This window comes from Methylobacterium sp. WL103 (genome assembly GCF_008039885.1).
Lineage (GTDB): Bacteria > Pseudomonadota > Alphaproteobacteria > Rhizobiales > Beijerinckiaceae > Methylobacterium > Methylobacterium cerastii.
Genome location: NZ_VRUX01000554.1, coordinates 1 through 2761 on the forward strand (window position 1 = coordinate 1; position 2761 = coordinate 2761).

At 73.4% G+C, this 2761-nt stretch carries 2 protein-coding genes and 1 pseudogene; 1 reads left to right on the forward strand and 2 read right to left on the reverse strand.

What is annotated here, in order from left to right; all coding sequences use genetic code 11:
* Together FV222_RS22210 and FV222_RS22215 are read right to left on the reverse strand one after the other, a co-directional pair.
* Positions 1 to 129: pseudogene (locus tag FV222_RS22210) on the reverse strand (phosphopentomutase); the annotation flags it as partial.
* A 4-nt stretch (positions 130 to 133) separates the two neighbouring features.
* Positions 134 to 1756, reverse strand: coding sequence for an ABC transporter ATP-binding protein (locus FV222_RS22215; RefSeq protein ID WP_147763936.1), 1623 nt, complete (start codon positions 1754 to 1756; stop codon positions 134 to 136).
* Positions 1757 to 1858: 102 nt separating this feature from the next.
* On the opposite strand from FV222_RS22215, the gene FV222_RS22220 reads away from it, so the two are divergent.
* The coding region (locus FV222_RS22220; protein WP_246685600.1) for a CoA transferase at positions 1859 to 2761 on the forward strand (903 nt) is incomplete at its 3' end.

The window sequence follows — 2761 nt, forward strand, 5'->3', positions numbered from 1 at the left end:
GGCGCGCCCCGCGGCGCAGGCCTCGGCGATGTGGCCGACCGTGTCGGAGCCCGCATCGCCGTAGCGCTCGGCATCCGGCGCACCGCCGATTCCGACGGAATCGAGCACGATGAGCAGCGCCCGCGCCATCGCCCTAGACCGGCTCGACGTCGGCGACGCTGTCGCTCTTCAGCGCGAAGGCCGCCGAGAACAGGGTGCGGGTGTAGTCGGTCCTGGGCCGGGAGAAGATCTCCTCGGCTGGGCCCTCCTCAACCACCACGCCGTTCTGCATGACCAGGACGTAGTTCGCGAGCGCGCGCACCACCTTCAGGTCGTGGCTGATGAACAGGTAGGCGAGGCCGCGCGCCCGCTGCAGGTCGCGCAGCAGCGTCACGATCTGCGCCTGCACCGAGCGGTCCAGCGCCGAGGTCGGCTCGTCGAGCACGACGAAGCGCGGCTCCAACACCATCGCGCGGGCGATGGCGATGCGCTGGCGCTGGCCGCCGGAGAACTCGTGCGGGTAGCGGTCCATCGCCGCCGGATCGAGCCCGACATCGGTGAGCGCCCGCGCGACGATGGCACGGTGCTCGCGCTTCGGCACGTCCTGCACCACCAAACCCTCGGCGACGATGTCGGCCACGGACATCCGCGGCGAGAGCGAGCCGTAGGGGTCCTGGAAGACCACCTGCATGTCCTTGCGCAGCGGCCGCATCGCCGCGACGCCGTAGCGCTCGATGTCCTGGCCGAGGAAGACGATCGGCCCCTCGCACGCGGTGAGCCGCAGCAGCGCGAGGCCGAGCGTCGTCTTGCCCGAGCCGGATTCGCCGACCACGCCCACGGTCTCGCCGGCGCGGACCCGCAGTGAGACGCCGTCGACGGCCTTGACGTAGCCGGCTTTGCGCCGGAGCCAGCCTTCCTTCAGGGGAAACCAGACCTTCAGCGGGCCGGCCTCGACCAGGGCCTCGGCGTCCGCCGCCACCGGGTTGCCGCGCCCCTCCGGCTCGGAGGCGATGAGGCGGCGGGTGTAGTCGTGCTGCGGGTTCGAGAACACTTCGGCGACCGGCCCGGCCTCGACGATCCGGCCTTTGAGCATCACGCAGACCCGCGCGGCGATGCGCTCGACGATGCCGAGGTCGTGGGTGATGAACAGCATCGCCATGCCGAGCCGCTTCTGCAGGTCGGCCAGCAGCGAGAGGATCTGCGCCTGCACGGTCACGTCGAGGGCGGTGGTCGGCTCGTCGGCGACGAGCAGGTCCGGCTCGCAGGCGAGCGCCATCGCGATCATCACCCGCTGGCGCTGGCCGCCGGAAAGCTCGTGCGGGTAGGCGCCCATGCGCCGCGCCGCGTCGCGCAGGCCCACGAGTTCCAGCAATTCGAGGATGCGCGCGCGCGCGGCCTTGCCCGAGAGGCCGCGGTGGAGCCCCAGCACCTCGCCGATCTGCCGCTCGATGCTGTGGAGCGGGTTCAGGGAGGTCATCGGCTCCTGGAACACCATGGTGATGTCGGCGCCGCGCACCTTGCGCATTTCGCGCTCGGGCAGCGCCAGCAGGTCGCGGCCCTTGAATACGATCCGCCCGCCCGGATGGTGGGCGGCCCCGTCCAGCAGCCGCAGGATCGAGAGCGCGGTCACCGACTTGCCCGAGCCGGATTCACCGACGAGCGCCACGGTCTCGCCCGGCAGGATCGTGAAGGACACGCCGTCGACGGCCCGGCTCTCGCCCTCGCGCGAGCGGAAGGCCACCGAGAGATCCTCGACGGAGAGCAGCGGCTCGGGCATCAATCGCGTTCGTTCCGGGACATGTCCCGTCTGTATAGCGCGGCGGCGGCCCGACGGCGAACCACGCGTGCGAACCGAACTCGGGTTGAACGAGGGGGCGGCGTGTCGGCGGAGCGTTTCGCGGCGACGATCCAGGATGCGTTGGGCGGCCCCTCGGACCGGGTGGCCCTCGCCTTCGCGGGGACCGGCGCCCTGCCCTCGGCCTTTCCGGTGACCGATCTGGCGGCCGGCTCCATCGCCGCGGCGGGGCTGGCCATCGCCGACCTCGTCGGCACCGCGCCCGGCGTCACCGTCGATCGGCGCCTCGCCTCCCTGTGGTTCCGCACCTCGCTCCGCCCGATCGGGTGGGCGCTGCCGGCCCCGTGGGACCCGGTGGCGGGCGACTATTGCACCCGCGATGGCTGGATCCGGCTCCACACCAACGCTCCGCACCACCGCGCGGCGGCCGAGCGCGTGCTCGGCGCGCAATCCGACCGCGACGGCATGGCGCTCGCCGTCGCCGGCTGGGACAAGGCGGCGCTGGAGGCGGCGATCGTCGCGGAGGGCGGCTGCGCGGCGGAGATGCGCTCGATCGCAGCCTGGGCGGCGCATCCGCAGGGGGCGGCGGTGGCCGAAGAACCCCTCGTCGGCTTCGATCCCGCGGCGCCCGCCTCCACCGCCTGGAGGCCGAGGCCCGATCGGCCGCTCGCCGGCCTGCGGGTGCTCGACCTGACGCGGGTGCTCGCCGGCCCCGTCGCCACGCGATTCCTCGCCGGCTACGGCGCCGAGGTGCTGCGCGTCGACCCGCCGGACTGGAACGAGCCGGCCATCGAGCCGGACGTGACGCTCGGCAAGCGATGCGCCCGGCTCGACCTGCGCCGGGGCGCCGACCGCGCGGTGTTCGAGGCGATGCTCGCCGGCGCCGACCTCCTCCTGCACGGCTACCGGCCCGAAGCCCTCGACCGCCTCGGCTACGGCGCGGTCGCGCGCCGCGCCCTGGCGCCCGGCCTGATCGACGTGCGCCTC